9 protein-coding genes and 1 pseudogene are annotated in these 15,612 nt (G+C 66.7%); 5 read left to right on the forward strand and 5 right to left on the reverse strand.

All coding sequences use genetic code 11. The features are described 5' to 3' along the window. Positions 1 to 1,163: 1,163 nt before the first annotated feature. A complete protein-coding gene (locus tag L2I41_RS21045; RefSeq protein WP_237155592.1) occupies positions 1,164 to 2,528 on the reverse strand; it encodes a globin-coupled sensor protein in 1,365 nt (454 codons plus the stop codon). Positions 2,529 to 2,702: 174 nt separating this feature from the next. Beyond that, entirely contained in the window at positions 2,703 to 3,329 is a 627-nt protein-coding gene (locus L2I41_RS21050) for a TetR/AcrR family transcriptional regulator (RefSeq protein WP_237155593.1), read from the reverse strand. Positions 3,330 to 3,630: 301 nt separating this feature from the next. Between L2I41_RS21050 and L2I41_RS21055 the strand changes: the two genes are divergently transcribed. From L2I41_RS21055 to L2I41_RS21065, 3 genes are all read left to right on the forward strand, one after another. After that, positions 3,631 to 3,867, forward strand: a complete 237-nt coding sequence (locus L2I41_RS21055) for a YiaA/YiaB family inner membrane protein (RefSeq protein WP_237155594.1) — start codon at positions 3,631 to 3,633, stop codon at positions 3,865 to 3,867. A gap of 875 nt (positions 3,868 to 4,742) precedes the next feature. Continuing rightward, on the forward strand, positions 4,743 to 8,129 hold the full coding sequence (locus tag L2I41_RS21060; protein WP_237155595.1) for an acyl-[ACP]--phospholipid O-acyltransferase: 3,387 nt from the start codon (positions 4,743 to 4,745) through the stop codon (positions 8,127 to 8,129). A 506-nt stretch (positions 8,130 to 8,635) separates the two neighbouring features. Next, complete coding sequence (locus L2I41_RS21065) at positions 8,636 to 9,958, forward strand: VpsF family polysaccharide biosynthesis protein (protein WP_237155596.1); 1,323 nt, start codon at positions 8,636 to 8,638, stop codon at positions 9,956 to 9,958. A 130-nt stretch (positions 9,959 to 10,088) separates the two neighbouring features. Here the strand turns inward: L2I41_RS21065 and L2I41_RS21070 are convergent, their stop codons facing one another. From L2I41_RS21070 to L2I41_RS21080, 3 genes are read right to left on the reverse strand one after another with little or no spacing between them, the layout of a single operon-like run. Then, positions 10,089 to 10,469 (reverse strand): SMR family transporter, encoded by a 381-nt coding sequence (locus L2I41_RS21070; RefSeq protein WP_237155597.1) that lies wholly within the window; start codon positions 10,467 to 10,469, stop codon positions 10,089 to 10,091. After that, positions 10,466 to 11,965 (reverse strand): hypothetical protein, encoded by a 1,500-nt coding sequence (locus tag L2I41_RS21075; RefSeq protein ID WP_237155598.1) that lies wholly within the window; start codon positions 11,963 to 11,965, stop codon positions 10,466 to 10,468. Before L2I41_RS21075 ends, L2I41_RS21070 begins: the two co-directional genes overlap by 4 nt. A gap of 41 nt (positions 11,966 to 12,006) precedes the next feature. Further along, positions 12,007 to 13,509: a UbiA family prenyltransferase gene (locus L2I41_RS21080; protein WP_237155599.1), complete on the reverse strand. Its 1,503-nt coding sequence runs from the start codon at positions 13,507 to 13,509 to the stop codon at positions 12,007 to 12,009. A gap of 500 nt (positions 13,510 to 14,009) precedes the next feature. Here L2I41_RS21080 and repA point away from each other — a divergent pair, with 500 nt between their 5' ends. After that, on the forward strand, positions 14,010 to 15,242 hold the full coding sequence (gene repA / locus L2I41_RS21085) for a plasmid partitioning protein RepA (protein WP_237155600.1): 1,233 nt from the start codon (positions 14,010 to 14,012) through the stop codon (positions 15,240 to 15,242). A 118-nt stretch (positions 15,243 to 15,360) separates the two neighbouring features. Beyond that, positions 15,361 to 15,612 (forward strand): annotated as a pseudogene (locus L2I41_RS21090) (hypothetical protein); the annotation flags it as partial.

Consider the following 15,612-nt stretch of genomic DNA (forward strand, 5'->3'; position numbering starts at 1 on the left):
AGGGGACGAGGTGGGAAGGGGGATGCGAGCCTTCGAAGTCGGGGCACTGTCCGCCCCACCCTCCAGCCCCCGCCGGAACCAAGCCGCACTCTCTCCCCCCTTGCGGGGGAGAGTTGGAGAGAGGGGTGAGCAACCATAAACACGGGGCGCCTGCTCTTCTGGTTTTGCCGCAAAAGTCCCGACCGTTCGCCCGATCGAACTGTCGCAAACCCCTCTCCCTGTCCCTCCCCCACAAGGGGGGAGGGGATGAGGTGGGAAGGGGGATGCGAGCCTTCGAAGTCGGGGCACTTTCCGCCCCACCCTCCAGTTCCCGCCGGAACCAATCGGCACCCTCTCCCCCTCAAGGGGGGAGAGAGCAGGACGGTGTTGCCGGCCAGAACCTTCTCGCGCCGATGCCCACCTCCTGGTCCAGCTCGTCGCCCCGATGCCCAGCTTGCGGACCATTGTCCAGCTTGCACCGGACACTCGCGGCACTCTCTCCCCCCTTGAGGGGGAGAGTTGGAGAGGGGGGTACCCCGTCCGATCCGCTGCTTCCTCGCCGGTCGGGCACCCATCTGGAACAAGAGACAGCTTCATGTTTTCGGTTGCAAACCCCTCTCCCCCCTTGTGGGGGAGAGTTGGAGAGAGGGGTGTGCAACCTTAAGCGCGGGGCGCCTGCTTTTCTGGTTTTGCCGCAATAGTCCCGACCGCTCGCCCGATCGAACTGTCGCAAACCCCTCTCCCTGTCCCTCCCCCGCAAGGGGGGAGGGGACGAGGTGGGAAGGGGGATGCGAGCTTTCGAAGTCGGGGCACAGTCCGCCCCACCCTCCAGTTACCGCCGGAACCAATCGGCACCCTCTCCCCCTTGTGGGGGAGAGTTGGAGAGAGGGGTGTGCAACCTTAAGCGCGGGGCGCCAGCTATTCTGGCTTTGCCGCAAAAGTCCCGACCTATCGAACTGTTGCAAACCCCTCTCCCTGTCCCTCCCCCGCAAGGGGGGAGGGGACGAGGTGGGAAGGGGGATGCGAGCTTTCGAAGTCGGGGCACCGCCCGCCCCGCCCCCAATCCAGCTCCCGCCGGAACCAATCGGCACTCTCTCCCCCCTTGCGGGGGAGAGTTGGAGAGAGGGGTGAACAACCTTCCAGTCGCACGCACGGGCCAGAAGCTACACTAGCCCCCCGCCCCCTTACGCCTGCCGCAGTGCCTTCAGGAAGCGGTCCACCTCGCCGTGCAGCCGGCTGCAGGCGCCGTTGAGTGTTGCCGAGGACTTGTCCAGGCTCGCGGCGGCGCCGGAGGAGCGGTCGTTGGCGCGGGCGACGTCGATGATGTCGTTGGCAAAGGCGCCGACGCCGGCGGCGGCGCGCTGGATGTTCAGCGAGATCTCCGAGGTGGCCGCGCCCTGCTCTTCCACCGCCGAGGCGATGGCGGCGGCGATGCCGTTGAGATTGCCGATCACCGAGGCGATCTGTTCCACCGCCGCGACGGACTCGCGGGTGGACGCCTGGATGTCGCCGATCTGCTGGGCGATGGTGGAGGTGGCCTGGCCCGTCTGGTTGGCGAGCTGCTTGACCTCGGCGGCCACCACGGCGAAGCCCTTGCCCGCTTCGCCGGCGCGGGCGGCCTCGATGGTGGCGTTCAGCGCCAGCAGATTGGTCTGGCCGGCGATGTTGTTGATCAGCTCCACCACGTCGCCGATGCGCTGGGCGGCGGCCGACAGGGCGCCGATCTGCGAGGAGGTGCGCTCCACCACGGCGGAGGCGTCGCTGGCCACCGTCGAGGCCTCGCTGGCCTGACGGGCGATCTCGCGGATCGAGCTCGACAGCTCCTCGGTGGCGGCGGCCACGGTCTGGACGTTGGACGATGCAATCCCGGCGCCCTGCGTCAGGCTGACGGTGCGGTCCGACGCCCTCGTGGTCGTCTCGCGCAGTTCGGCTGCCGCCGTGCCGACGCCGGTCATGGAAGACGCCACCTCGCCGGTGATCGTTCCCACAGAGCCTTCGAACAGGCCGGCGAGCGTTTCCAGCGTCTCGCGCCGCTCGCGGCGGCCGGCCTCAAGATAGACGGAGACGGCGAAGTTCATGTCGAGCATCACGGCCTGGGTCAGCGCCTTGACGAGCGCGGCGTCGTCGGCGCGGCCACGGCCGAAGCGCGGGCGCCCGGGCCGGGTGGCGATCAGGTCGCCCATGCGGGCCAGAAGATCGTTGTAGCCGCCGATGTACCAGGTCGGCTCCAGGCCGATCTTGTTGTGCACCTCGCCGATGCGGGTGACGGAGGCGACATAGTCGGCGTCGAACCGGCCGTCCGTGATCACGCCCCAATGCTTGAGCTGCATCGCCTTGGCATGATCCATGTGCTGCTGGGTGGCGAAGAATTTTCGCGTGGCCGGGAACTTGCCCACATGGGCATAGAAGCCGTCGAGCGCGATGGGCAGCAGCGACAGGATCAGCGGCTTGTTGGTCCGCAGCAGATCGCGGGTCGCCGGATCGATGTGGAAAAAGGCAAGCGTCTCCGTGTGCGCCTGCGAGGAACCGGTCGACAGAATCTGGGCCACATCCATCTCCATGGCGCAATGAACTTAGTAAAGTTCCCCATACATATTGCAGGTTAAGGTAGTTTTAAATGAAGCAACGTTCAAACGGCCGCGCCGACGAAAGCGCCGGAAGCGCTTGCGAAACAGCGTGAAAAGTCGGTGTAGCCTAACGCTAGTTCGCTTTGATCTGCATCTTCAAGTAGAAAAGCCGCGGCAGGTGGCCCGCACCAGCCATTCGATCTGGGCGTTGAGGGCCTGCGGCGGAACGGCGATCAGGCGGTCTTCGAGGCCGATCACCACGATGCCGTGCACGGCGGCAAACAGCGTGCGGGCCGTCAGCCCCCGGCCTGCCTCGGTCTGCTGCGGCAGCAGCACGGCCAGAGGCTCGGCGATGTGGTGGAAGAGGCGCAGCTGGTCGTTGGCGGCCCATTCGGGCAGCACGGCGTCGCCGGCCAGGCGCAGTTCGAACAGCGTGCGCCACAGGCTCAGATTGCCGCGGGCAAAGGCCAGATAGGCCTGCGCGATCGCCACCAGCCGGTTCACCGCATCGTCGGGCGTGGCGAGCGGCCACCGATCGGCCGTCGCCGTCAACGCCTCGCCGAGCCGGTTCAGCGTGCGCGAGGAGACGCGCAGCGCGAGTTCGTCGAGGTCGGGCACCAGATTGTAGAGCCCGCCGAGCGCGATGCCGATCTCCGCCGCCAGGTCCCGCGCCTTCAGCGCCTTGATCCCGCCTGTCGCAATGCGCCGCTCGGCGGCATCCACCAGCGCGTCAAGCTGCGCCTGCCGCCGTTCGCTGGTGCTCGTGTGCCTTGCTTCCATCATCTCCGCGCCTCATGTGAACGGCGTTCAAAAAATGCCTTGAACATCGTTCATGCCGATGCTATATCCATCTCATGAACGATGTTCATAGCACGCAACGCCGCGCTGCGACAGTCCGAATGCGCACTGCACCGAGGCTGTTGCCGCTGTTGCGCCGCCGGTGCACTGGATCAGTCAGGGGCCTCACCTTGAACGGAATTCCGTGCACTCGATTTTCTTGTTTGTGCCGCGACGTGTCCAATCGCACTGGCCCTTGCGGGCCGTACCATCCGGTTGGGTCGATGCGCGAGCGAAAGGATGGATCATGTCTGCTCCCCGCCAGCCCCACAGCACCGCCTGGGTGAACTTCTCCTACGCCGCCTTCACCGCCGCCGCCGCCATGGTCTCGGCCGGCATCCTGTTCCTGCCGCTCGACTGGTGGGTGCGCGGCTACTTCGCCATGGGCATCGTCATGCTGGTCCAGAGCACGGTCACCCTGTCGAAGACCCTGCGCGACAACGACGAGGCTTCCCAGCGCAAGGGGACCGAGGGGGGCGTCTGACTGGAGAGATCGCCTCGCTTCGGCTTGAGGCCTGGTTCTTCGGATGGGTCAAGGATGGAAAGGCGGACACTCGCGGCACTCTCTCCCCCTCAAGGGGGAGATTTGGAGAGGGGGGTACCCCGTCACGATCCGCCTCACCCTCGCCGGTCAGGCGCCCATCTGGAACAGGAGACAGCTTCATGCTTTCAGGGGCTTACCCCTCTCCCTGTCCCTCCCCCACAAGGGGGGAGGGGACGGTGACGGGCCTGTCTTGTGAAACTGGCGGATCAATTGCCTCGTTCACGCCGCTACCCCGTCCGGAAGGCTCGCTCTCCAGTCCAACCCGAGTCCCCTCCCCCCTTGTGGGGGAGGGACAGGGAGAGGGGTGTGCGACGCTGCGATCACTCTCTCCCCTCCCCGGAAAAGTACCTGAGCGAAAGGGCAGAAGCTCAATGGTTCCTGTTGCTTACCCCCTCTCCAACTCTCCCTCGCCGGTCAGGCCCCCATCTGGAACAGGAGACAGCTTCATGTTTTCAGGGGCTTACCCCTCTCCCTGTCCCTCCCCCACAAGGGGGGAGGGGACGATGACGGGACTGTCTCGTGAAGCCGGCAAGCCGATCGCCTCGTTCGCGCCACTACACCGTCCGGAAGGCTCGCTCTCCGGTCCAACCCGAGTCCCCTCCCCCCTTGCGGGGGAGGGACAGGGAGAGGGGTGTGCGACGCTGCGATCATTCTCTTCCCTCCCCGGAAAGGCGCCAGAGCCAACCCGAGACCCCTCCCCTCCCGTAAACCCCTCAGCAACCCTGTTTGCAGCCTGCCGGCCCGCCTGATCCGAACCTTAACCCCCGGTGGTGTGGAGTAAGTTCCACGCCCCGTCCGTTCACCGAGGTCATTTCATGTCGCATTCGCTTCTTCTCAAGCGGCGCTTCGGTCCGCTGTTCCTGGTTCAGTTCTTTTCCGCCTTCAACGACAATTTCCTCAAGAACGCGCTGGTGTTCACCATCCTGTTCCAGATGGCCGGGGCGGGGGGCGAGTCGCTCGTCACCATCGCCAGCGCCATCCTGATGGTGCCCTTCATCCTGCTGTCTGGTCTCGGCGGACAGATGGCCGACCGGCTGGACAAGGCGGTGGTGGCCCAGCGGCTCAAACTCGTGGAGATCGCCATTGCCGGCGTCGCCGTCATCGGCTTCCTCATCCACTCGATCCCCGTGCTGATGGGCGCGCTGATGGGCTTTGGCGTCATCTCCGCGCTGTTCGGGCCGGTGAAATACGGCATCCTGCCCGATCATCTGAAGGAAAACGAACTCGCCCGCGGCAACGCGCTGGTGGAGGGCGCCACCTTCATCGCCATCCTGCTCGGCACTTTCGCCGGCGGCTTCGTCACCTCGTCGGCGAGCGGGCCGATCGTCTTCAGCGCCGCCATGATGACGCTGGCGCTCCTGAGCTGGATCTCCGCCCTGTTCATCCCGAAGACCGGCGCCGCCGCGCCCGACACGGCGGTCGACCGCAACGTCTTCCGCTCCACCCTGCACCTGACCGGCGAACTGTGGGCCGACACGCGGCTGTGGCGCACCGGCGTGATGGTGTCGCTGTTCTGGATGATCGGCGTCGTGGCGCTGGCGCTGATGCCCACCTTCACCAAGTCGATCCTCGGCGGCATGGAGAACGCCATTTCCGCCTATCTCACGGTGTTCGCCGTGTCGATCGGCGTCGGCTCGGCCATCGGCTCCTGGCTGTCGGCCGGGCGCATCGTGCTGCTGCCGGTGCCCCTCGCCACCGTGCTGATCGGCCTCTTCGCCCTCGATCTTGCCTGGACGCTCACAGGCCTCGCCCCGGCGCCGGCCGCTGCCACGCTCGGCGAATTCTTCGCCCATCCTGGCGCCATCCATGCCGCCATCGACCTGTCGGGTCTGGCCATTGCCGGCGGCATCTTCATCGTGCCGGCCTTTGCCGCCGCCCAGCATTGGGCGCCCGCCGATCGCCGCGCCCGCGTCGTCGGCGCCATCAACGCGCTGACCGCCGTGTTCATGGTGGCCGGCGCCGGCACGGTGGCCGCCACCCAGGCGCTCGGCGCGACGGTGCATGAGATCCTCGTCGGCCTCGGCATCTTCTCGCTCGGCGCGGCCGTGTGGATCTTCCGCGTCATGCCCTCCAATCCCCTGCGCGACTTCATCTCCATCCTGCTGCGCGCCGTCTTCCGCCTGGAGATCATCGGCGCGGCCAATGTCGCCAAGGCCGGCCCGAGCGCCATTCTCGCGCTCAACCACACGAGCTTCCTCGACGCCGTCGTCGCCATCGCGCTGACCGACCGCGACCCGGTCTTCGCCATCGATCACACCATCGCCCAGGCCTGGTGGGTGAAGCCCTTCCTGCGCTTCACCCGCGCCCTGCCGCTCGATCCGACGCGACCGCTGGCCACCCGCGCGCTGATCGCGGCGGTCAAGTCCGGCGAGACGCTGGTGATCTTCCCCGAGGGGCGCCTCACCGTCACCGGCACGCTGATGAAGGTCTATGACGGCGTCGGCCTGATCGCCGAAAAGTCCGGCGCGCCCATCATTCCGGTGCGCCTTTCTGGTCTGGAATCGACGGTATTCAGCCGGCTCAATTCCATGCAGGTGAAGCGCCGCTGGTTCCCCAAGGTTACCGTGCAGATCCTCGAACCGGTGACGCTCAGCGTGCCCGACCACCTGCGCGGCAAGTTCCGCCGCCAGGCCGCCGGCAACGCGCTCTATTCCATCATGAGCGACATGATGTATCGCACCACGGTGACCGATCTCACCCTGTTCGGGGCGCTGGAAGCGGCGGCCCGCCAGCATGGTCCGTCGCGCCAGGCGCTGGCCGATCCGGTCGCCGGCCCGCTCAGCTACAAGCGCCTGATGATGGGCGCGCGCATCATCGGCGGCAAGCTGGCCCGGCGCAGCAAGGCCGGCGACGCGGTGGCCCTGATGGTGCCCAACGCCGTCGGCGGCGCCGTCGCCTTCCTCGGCCTGCAGTCGGCCGGGCGCGTGCCCGCCATGATCAACTTCACAGCGGGGCCAGCCAACATCCTCGCCGCCTGCAAGGCCGCGGAAGTGAAGCTCTTCGTCACCTCGCGCTTGTTCGTCGAGAAGGGGCGGCTCGAACCGATCATCGCCGCGCTGACCGACAAGGTGGAGGTGCTCTATCTTGAAGACCTGCGCGCCGCCGTCACCGGGCTCGACAAGCTGGACGCGCTCCTCAACTGGCACCGCCCGCGCGTGTCCGGCACGGCCGAGGATCGCGCCGCCATCCTGTTCACCTCCGGCTCGGAGGGCACGCCCAAGGGCGTGGTGCTCACCCACCGCAACATCCTCACCAATGTGGCGCAAGTCTCTGCCCGAATTGACTTTTCGCGCACCGACCGGGTGTTCAACGCCCTGCCGATCTTCCACTCGCTCGGCCTGTCTTCGGGGCTGATGCTGCCGCTGGTCTCGGGCGTGCCGGTTTATCTCTACCCCACCCCGCTGCACTACCGCATCATTCCGGAGCTCGTCTACCAGACCAATGCCACCGTGCTGTTCGGCACCGACACCTTCCTGTCCGGCTATGCCCGCATGGCCCATCCTTACGATTTCCGCTCGGTGCGCCTGATCGTCGCCGGTGCCGAGGCCGTCAAGGAGGCCACCCGCCGCGCCTATATGGAAAAATTCGGCCTGCGCATCCTCGAAGGCTACGGCGTCACCGAAACGGCGCCGGTGCTGGCGCTCAACACGCCGATGTACAACCGCGCCGGCACCGTCGGCCGCCTGATGCCCGGCCTCGAGACCCGGCTCGAGCCCATGCCGGGCCTCGAGAGCGGCGGACGCCTCATGGTGCGCGGCCCCAATGTGATGGCCGGCTATCTGCGCGCCGAAAATCCCGGCGTGCTGGAAGTGCCTGTTGATGGCTGGCACGACACCGGCGACATCGTCGAGATCGACGCCGACGGCTTCGTCGCCATTCGCGGCCGCGCCAAGCGCTTTGCCAAGATCGGCGGCGAGATGGTGTCGCTCGCCGCCATCGAGGCCATCGCCGGCGATTGCTGGCCGGGCGCCAATGTGGCCTGCGCCAGCCTGCCCGACGCCCGCAAGGGCGAGCGCATCGTGCTCGTCACCGACGTGAAGGGCGCCACGCGCGAGGACTTCCAGGGCTTTGCCCGCATGCGCGGCGCCACCGAGCTGATGATGCCCTCGGAGATCCTGGTGGTCGACGCCCTGCCGCTGCTCGGCTCGGGCAAGACCGACTTCCCCGCCGTGACGCGCCTCGTCAAGGAACGGCTGGGGTAAGTTTCCAATACCAAGTGTCATTAAAGATGACACTTGGTATTCCGCACACTGCACGACAGTTATACACATGTCCTTGCAATCAAAATCTGCCCCAGCTTGTCATGGTACGCGAAGGCGTACCATCCACGCAGTCAAAACAAAGATGTAGACGGCAATATGTGGCGCTGTGGTCATGAACTGCACTGCGTCGATGGGGTTAGCATCTTTCCAACTGCAGGCAAGGACCTTCGGACATTTTTGCAATGACTGCGTGGATGGCCCGCCTTCGCAGACCATGACAAGCGATATATTGTTTAGCAATAACAATGATTTGGCTGCTTTCATGTCGTCGCCGGCGGCAAGGTGCCGATGTTGCCCTGCTGGTTGCTCGCTGGTTCCCTGATTGTGTCGTGTCGTGTGCATCGCCCTTCGCACGCCTCCCCTAACCCATTGGTTTATAGAGGGTTAACTGCCGGTTAGGCATTGATGGGCTATCCCTGAGGCACTCAGGCAAGGTCGCAATCCGGATGTCTTCAAGCTTTCCGTTGTCGCCCTTGGGCTTGCGGCTGCGGGCCCAGGGAGTTGGTGTCATCCTGCACTGCCGACCGGCGGCGGTTGCGCTCACCTATCTGACCCTGGCGGCGCTGCTGCTGCTGTCGTCGCTGACGCTGGACGCCATCGGCGTGCCCTACAGCTCCCCCGATGGCAGTGCGCTCCTGAAGATCCATCCGGCCAGCTATCTCTCCGTGCTCTCGCTGCTGTTCTGGATCCTCGCCGACGGCGGGCCGGCGCGCTTCTTCCACCGCAGCTGGCGGGAGAGTCCGGGCTGTCTGGTGTTCGTGCTGGTCATCGGCGTGGTGCTGTTTCAGGCGCTGGTAGTGCAGAAGTCGCCGCTTTCGGCGGTGATCGACAATTTCCTGCTGGCGGTCGCGCTGTTTGCCGGGTTGCAGCGGCTCAAACCGGAAGAATTCCGCATGCTGGGCTTCGTGCTGCAGCTGTTCTTCTTCCTCAACAGCCTGATCGGCTATGCCGAGGTGGCCGGCCATTTCCACTTCGTGCCCATGTATGAGAACGGGCAGCTGGCGACCTATGACTGGCGCGGCCGCGCCCTGCTCGGCCATCCGCTGGTCAACGCCATGATGACCGGTCTGTACATCATCACGCTCGCCATGCAGGGCGGCCCGGCCCGGCCGTCGCTGCGGCTCTTCCTGATCGCCTTCCACTTCGGCGCCATGGTCTGCTTCGGCGGCCGCACCAGCACCGTCCTCACCGGCCTGGTGCTGGCGCTGGTCGGCGGGCGCTATTTCGCCGCGCTGCTCATGGGCCGCCGCTTCAGCCTGGAGGCCGGCATCGCTGCGGTGGTCGTGCTGACGGCGTCGGCCATCATCCTGCCCTATGCCCTCGACGCCGGATTCTTCGACAAGTTCCTCGGCCGCTTCGTCGACGACAGCGGCAGCGCCAACACCCGCCTTGCCATGCTCTCGGTGTTCCGCGAGCTGCCGCTGTCGGAGGTGCTGATCGCGCCCAACCGCGAGATCATCCACGACACCCAGCTCAAACTCGGTCTGGCCATCGCCATCGAAAGCGCCGTGATCGGTTCCATCGCCACCTATGGCGGCCTCGTGGCCGGCCTCCTGTTTCTCGGGGTCGGCGCCTATCTCTATGAATTCGTGCGGCGATTTGGTCGTCGCGCCCTGCCGCCGCTGGCCGCCTATGCGGTCATCGCCGCTTCGGCAACCTCCTTTGCCACCAAATCGACGGAGATCGGGCTGTTGACGCTGCTGCTGTTCATCCAGTTCGAGACCTCGCCCACCCGCGTGCCTCCCCCGGAGCGGCAAGCGCCGGTGTGAAGCCGCATACCAATTCGCCCAAGATGCTGACGCATGGGCTCATTGAAGATGTTTCGAATTTCTCATCTGCATCAAGGGCATGAGAAAATCGAAACAGGAATGCCGAGGTCATTTTCAATGACACTCGGTCTCACGCCGCGCGCAGACCCACCAGACAGACGCCCGCCACGATCAGGCCGACGCCCAGCACGCCCTGCCAGCCCACCGGCTCGTTGAAGACGAAAAAGCCCGCCGCCACGGTGACGAGGATGCCGAGCGAGACGAAGGGATAGGCCTGCGACAGCGGAATGCGCGACAGCACGAACAGCCACACCACGGCGCTGAGCCCGAAGCAGAACAGCCCCGTCCAGACCAGCGGCGCGGTGCCGATGGTCCAGGCGATGTCGCTGGCCCGCCCGCTGCTCATCGCCTCCTGCACCGCCGTGCCGGTCATGCCGCGTTTGAGAATGATCTGCGAGGTCGACGACAGGCCGACGCTGAGGATCACGAGCAGGATATCGGCAAGTCTCACGGTTGGTCTCCGGGTTGGGCGGCTGAGGGGGCAGGCTGCGGCAGCCAGCGGGTGAAGCCGAAATGCGAGGGCCGCAGGCCGAGCCGGGCGAAGGGGCTTACCTGCTCCGCCGCGTCCGCCGCAAGGAAGCCGGTCACCGGCGTCGCCGCCGAACCGCCGGAGGCCTGCAGCTGATAGTGGACGTCGCACAGCGCCGGATCGGGCGCGCCGGGCGCTTGGGCAAGACGCAGCGACAGGTGAACCGAGCGGGCGAGCTCCGGATCGTCGAGGGCGGCCAGCACCGCCGCGTCGGCGCAGATCCGCCGCCTGGCCGCGTGATCCGAGGCAACCGCCTGGGCCAGCTGCAGCCGGGACGGGGCGATCAGCGGCCGCTCTGCCAGCGCCTGCGCCGACCACAGGCCGATGCCGGCGAGCGCCGCAAGGCCGAGCGTCATCAGCGCCGCGTCCACCGGCCAGCGCCAGCGGCCGTGCGCTCGCAGCGCCGCCATCAGGCCGAGAGCCACCAGCACGCCGGTGAAATTGTAATAGGTCGCGGGGATGCGCAGGGCCTGCCGGTAGAGGAGGAAGCCGCCCGCAAGGCCGATGGCCAGGGCGAGCGCCACACGCAGCCAGCGCCAATGTGTGAATCGCGGCGGCAGGCTCGCCGACCAGGCAGCTGCGACGAGCGGCAGGGCGAGGAGGCCGAAGCCCGGCAGGAAGCGATTGGCGAGAAAATAGCGCAGCAGCCCTTGGGCGTCGGTGCGCGCCAGCGTGATGCGGGCCGCGTCCGCAAGCCCCGTGAGCCAGGTGAGGGGCGCGGGGCCGAATACGGCAGCAAGCAGCAGCGCCGCCACAAGCACAAAGCCGGCGATCATGGCGAGCGCCAGTGCAGCAAGCGATCCAGGCGACGGCCGCCTGCGCAGCACCTCCACGGCCAGGAAGGCGGCAACGGCAAAGCCGGAAAACACCGCGACCGCCGGATGGGTCGCCGCCAGTGCCGCCATCAGCGCGCCGATGCCGGCGCCGTGCCAGAGCCCTTGCGGAAAGCGCCGGGCGAGCCCGGCCGCAAGCCAGACCAGCCCCACGTCTTGCGCCGTTGCCAGCACTTCCGGCCGCGATCTGGCGTCGAGCATCAGCGCGATCGCCACCAGCACCAGGGCGGCGGCGCGGAGCGGCGACAGGCCGAGGCCGCGGGCTGCCAGCGCCACGCTCAGCACGGTCAGCGCCGCCAGGAGATTGATCGCGCCATAGGTCCCCGTCCAGCCGCCGCCTAGGAGACCCGAGAGGCCGCCCACCAGCCAGGGCTGCAGGAAACCGTGCCAGTTCAGCGCCTCATTGAAGCCCGGTTGCAGCCAGGGATTGGCCAGCTGTCCGGTCTCGGCCATCCACCAGCTGGCCGGCAGGAAATAGGCGTTGTCGCTCACCAGCGGGAAGGGAACGGCGCCGCGCAGCAGCACCAGCAGCAGCGCGCCGAGGGCGGCGACGATGAATGGCGCGGCGATTGTAAGCCGGCTCAATGAGGAGTGTGCCGCGGCCTCTCTCGCCGCTCCGCCGGGCGTCACCATTTCACCCCCGCGATCACAAGCAGCAGCGCGATCAGCACGAAGGCGATCTGGCTGTTGCGGTCATGCAGCGCAAACAGCACCGGATCGTCGTCGATATAGCGGCGCTGGGCCATGATCACCATGCGGCCGATCCAATACATCAGGATGGGGCAGACCAGCCACAAAAAGCCCGGATGCGGATAGAGCAGGCGCACGGCGTCGGAGGAAATGTAGAGCGCAAAGACGGTGACCGCATTGAAGCCGGAGGCCGCCGTCAGCGCCGCCACCACGCTGAGGTCGGATTTGAGATAGTTGCGGTTTGTCGCCTCGGGCAGGTCGGCGTCGATGCGCGCGGTCAGCTCCACATAGCGCTTGATCAGGGCCAGCGCGGTGAAGACGAACATGGAAAAGGCCAGCAGCCATTCCGACGCCGGCACGCCGATGGCCGCCGCACCGGCGAGAACGCGCAGCGTATAGAGCGAGGCGAGCGCCACCACGTCCACCAGCATCTTGCGCTTGAGGCTGAAGGAATAGGCGGTGGTGAGGACGAGATAGCCGACAAGCAGGCCGGCGAGCGACCAGGAGATCAGCGCGCCGATCCCCAGCCCCGTCAGCATCAGTCCCGCCGCCACCAGCGGCGCTCGCAGGATCGGCACGGTGCCGGCCGCCAGCGGCCGCCGCCGCTTGCTGGGGTGCTCGCGATCGGCACGGATGTCCACGAGGTCGTTGACGATGTAGATGGACGAAGCGGCCAGCGAGAAGGCGAGCCAGGCAAACAGACAGGCGACAATCGACGCGAGGTCGAAGTGATGCGCGGTCGCCAGCGGCACGAAAACCAGCACATTCTTGGCCCATTGATGCGGCCTGACGAGCTTGATCCAGGCCCGCCAGGGCTGGGCGTCGGCGGCCACCAGCACCTGTGCCGATGGATCGATCGCCATCAGCTTGGCGCGCGTCGCCTCCGACGGCCGCACCGCCAGCGAGCGGCGGCTGACGGCCCAGACCGGCAGGTCGGCGTTGTCATTGCCGATATAGTCGAAGCCCTTGTGGCCGAAGGCCTCCACCAGCCGCTGCGCCTTGGCGTCTGCGGCGAGATTGGTGGTGGCGTCGGAGGCAAACCAGCCGTCGACGCCCACATGAGCGGCGACCGCCGCCACATAGCGCGCGTTGCTGGCGGAGGCGATGTAGACGCGTCGCCCCTCCGCCCGCGCCGCCGCCATGGCGGCAAGCACCGTCTCGTCATAGGGCAGCAGGCTGACGTCGATGGCGGTTTGCGCCGCGATTGCCGCCTTCAGCGCCGCCTTGCCGGATTTGAGAAGCGCCGGCAGGCCGAAAAGCCTCTTGGGCTCGGCCACGATCCAGGCCGTGCCCGATTCCACCAGCAGGTCGGAGCGCAGCAGCGTGCCGTCGAGATCGACCACCAGCGCAATCGCCTTCTCGCCGGCGATCGGCGCCGGATCGGGCTCTCGCGGGCTGTCGTGCGGAAGGGGGATGTCGGTCAGGTCTGCGTCGCTCATCTTGGGCTCCACCACGCTGTCGCCGTCGAACGGAGGGGGCAGGATTTGCGACGTCACGCCTACAGCAACAATGCTGAGATTTGCTTGCGAGGCCCAGCATTTTCGCCCCATGGTAACCGAAGTCTAGCGATGATGGCCTGCTTCAGATTGTGGGAGGGGTGCGGTAACACACTTGTGAATGGGCCCACCCACCGTGTCGCGCTTCCAAGGTTCGGCAAGCGTCAAAAACCGGGTCGCGCCGGGGCGTCCCCTCCCCGCCGGTCGGGGCAAACAGGCTGTGGATGGGCGGTGCGGCCAAAGGGCGACATTTCCGCCGTCCTCACCGGGCCTGAGGGCGACAAAAGCGTGACATTTCAGCCGGTCCTTGCGCCCGTCGTTAAGGCGCTGTTAACGAAAAAAAGCTGGACAAGCGGCGGGAATCGGCGCTCATCATCCATTGATGGAAAGAAGCGGCATTGGCGAAAAAAACCGTCAGTGACGCCCGGACCACCGGATGGGGGATGAACGTGACGACTGCCGTGGAGACCGTGGTTCTCGAGGATACGCCCGAGCGGGTGATCCGCTATGCGCAGGCGCTGTCGTCGCGGCTCACGGCCATTCGCGCGGCGCTCTATCCGCCCGAGGCGCGCAAGACCCTGCGCCGCTTCACCACGCTGGAAGTCGCCCAGCTGCTCGGCCTGTCCGAATCGTCCATCCGTACCCTTGATTTGAGCGGGGTTGGGCCCGAACCGCAACGCCTGCCCAACGGCCGGCGCGCCTTCACGCTCGACCAGATCAACGCGCTGCGCGCCCATTTCGCGGCAAAGCGCAGCAACCCTTTGGAAAGCCTCGATATTCTGCCGCGTCGCCGACCGGGTGACAAGCTGCAGGCCATCGCCATTTCCAACTTCAAGGGCGGCTCGGGCAAGACCACCACCTCGGTGCATCTCACCCATTTTCTGGCGCTGCAGGGCTTGCGCGTGCTGGCCATCGACCTCGACCCGCAGGCCTCGCTCACCTCCATGTTCGGCATCCAGCCCGAGTTCGACGTCGGCCCCAACGAGACGCTCTACGCCGCCGTGCGCTATGATGCCGAGCGGCGGCCGCTCGCCGAGGTGATCCGCCCCACCTATTTCGACGGTATCGATCTCGTCCCCGCCAATCTGGAGCTTGCCGAGTTCGAGCATGATACGCCGCGCGCGCTTGCCGCCCGCGACGGCGCCGCCACGCTGTTCTTCGAGCGCATCGCCCGGGCGCTGGGCGATGTGGAAGACCGCTATGACGTGGTGGTGATGGACTGCCCGCCGCAGCTGGGCTTCCTCACCCTCGGCGCCCTCTTCGCCGCCACCGGCGTGCTGGTCACCGTGCATCCGGCCATGCTGGACGTGGCCTCCATGAGCCAGTTCCTGCTGATGGCCGGCGATCTCATGGCCGTGGTGCGCGATGCCGGCGGCCGGCTCGACCATGATTTCCTGAAATTCGTGCTGACGCGCCACGATCCCAACGATCATCCGCAGCTGCATGTGGTGGCGCTGTTGCGCTCGCTGTTCGCCGACGCGGTGCTGAAGCATCCGGTGGTCGAAACCACCGCCATCGCCAATGCCGGCATCGAGCGCAAGAGCCTCTACGAAATGGAGAAATCCTCCATCGGTCGCGACACGCTGGCCCGCGCGCTTGAATCCGTCGACGCCGTCAATGCCGAGGTCTTCGACCTGATGAAGGCCGGCTGGGGCCGCGCTGGAGGGGCGAAATGATCGTCTCCCGTCCTCGCCGCGCCCGTCACTTGTCCCCCCTCCCCTCCCCCGGGGTTAGGCTCGCGCCCAGCGAGAGGGGTGAGGCATGGACGATTGGATCCGCCTTCGGGAGGCGCGCATGAAGGCCAGTTCCCGCAACAAGCTTCTAGGGGATCTCCTCGGCGGGCAGGGCCCGAAGTCCGAGGCCGCGTCGCAGGCCGGCGCGGCACAGCCGCCCGCCCCGCCGGTGGCCCCGCGCGTCGGCGCCGGCGCTGTCGGCGCGCTCAAGGATTCGCTCGCCCATCTGACGCGCGAGGGCCGCGTGGTCGAACTCGACGTGCTCGACGTCGACCCCTCACCCTTCCCCGATCGCCTCGATCCCCATCACGGC

This window comes from Oryzibacter oryziterrae (assembly GCF_021864535.1).
GTDB classification, from domain to species: domain Bacteria; phylum Pseudomonadota; class Alphaproteobacteria; order Rhizobiales; family Pleomorphomonadaceae; genus Pleomorphomonas; species Pleomorphomonas oryziterrae.